General features: G+C 62.3%; 1 protein-coding gene. It reads right to left on the minus strand.

Translation table 11 applies throughout. The features are described from left to right. Nucleotides 1-45 precede the first annotated feature (45 nt). Nucleotides 46-1,553: sulfite reductase subunit alpha (locus tag AC1DRJ_RS27175; RefSeq protein WP_477804866.1), on the minus strand; the 1,508-nt coding region annotated here is incomplete at its 5' end.

Below are 1,553 nucleotides of genomic sequence, written 5' to 3' on the forward strand. Positions count from 1 at the left end.
TCAGTCCGCATTCGCGAGCAAGCCCGCTCCCACAAGGGGTTGGTGTCAGTAGACGTCGCGGCGGTAGCGGCCTTGTTCGATCAGACGATCTACCTCAGCAATCCCGAGCACCTCGTTGAGCACGTGATCCACGCCCGACGCCATCCCTTGCAAGCTGCCGCAGATGTAAATGACAGCGCCATCCGCCAGCCATTTCTTCAGCTCGTCGGCTGACTCACGCAGGCGATCCTGCACGTAGATCTTTTCGGCCTGATCCCGCGAGAACGCCAGGTCAAGTCGCTCCAGGTCGCCTGAAATCAACCACTCTTCCAACTCATCCCGGCACAGGTAATCGTGCTCCCGATGACGTTCGCCAAACAGCAGCCAATGCCGTTGTTGCCCATCGGCAATCCGCGCCTTGAGCAAACTGCGCAGCCCGGCCAGGCCGGTGCCGTTGCCCAGCAGGATCATCGGCACCGGTTCGGCCGGCAGATGGAAACCACTGTTGCGCCGCACGCGAAGGCGGATGGCACCACCCACGGTAGCGTGTTCGGTCAGCCAGCCGGAGCCGATGCCCAGGCTGCCGTCGGGGTGCATTTCCTGACGCACGATCAACTCCAGCACGCCATCAGCAGCAATCGAGGCGATGGAGTATTCGCGCATGGCCAAAGGCACTAGCGCGTCGAGCAATGCCTGAGCGTGCAGGCCGACCAAGTGGGCTCTGTTTTCAGGCAGTTGGCGCGTGGCGAGGGCTTGTTCGAGAGGTTGTGACAAACCATCAAACGCTACCGAAGCACGACCGTCGATGCCCAGTCCGTCGAGGAAGTGCTCGATGGCCCACGGGCAATTACGCGGCAGCACTTCCACCAGATCACCGGCCAGCCAACTGCTGGTGGACGGGGCGGTGAGACCCAGCAAGTACACCGGCGCGCCGCTGCTGCCCGGGTTCATCAATTCGCGACGGACCAGTGTCCAGTTGTCGTAGCTCGGTGCTTGCCAAGTGTCGACCGGTGGTTGCCCGGTCAACAGGCCCAGTTGTTGCTGCCAGTGACGCAAGGCGTACGGGTCGCCGCTGTCGACTTCTACCGGCGCGAACAGCGTCTTGCCGCCATGCTCACCTAGCCAGGCGTGCAAGCGTCGGGCGAAGCCGCAGAAGTGTTCATATTGGCGATCACCGAGGCCCAGCACTGCATAGTTCAGGCTTTGCAGGCTCGACGCACGACCCAGCACCCTGCGTTCGAAGCCGCGGGCACTGTCCGGCGCTTCACCGTCACCGAATGTACTGACCACGAAGAGCGCGTTACTGGACTCCAGCAAATCCTGTTCGTTGACACTTGCCAGCGGCTGCACCTTCACCGGCAGCCCGGCAGCCTGCAATTGTCCGGCCGTCTGCCACGCCAGTTGCTCGGCAAAACCGCTTTGGCTGGCGAAACCGATCAGCCACGCCGGCGCATCGCTGCCCGGTTGTTCGAGGCCTTTGCGTGCGTCCTTGATCTGCTTTTTCTTGCGCCGGCGATCGAGGTACAGCAACCAGCCGGTGACGAAAAACAACGGCATGGTCAGCGCACTGATCG

The organism is Pseudomonas sp. P5_B2 (genome assembly GCF_056400445.1).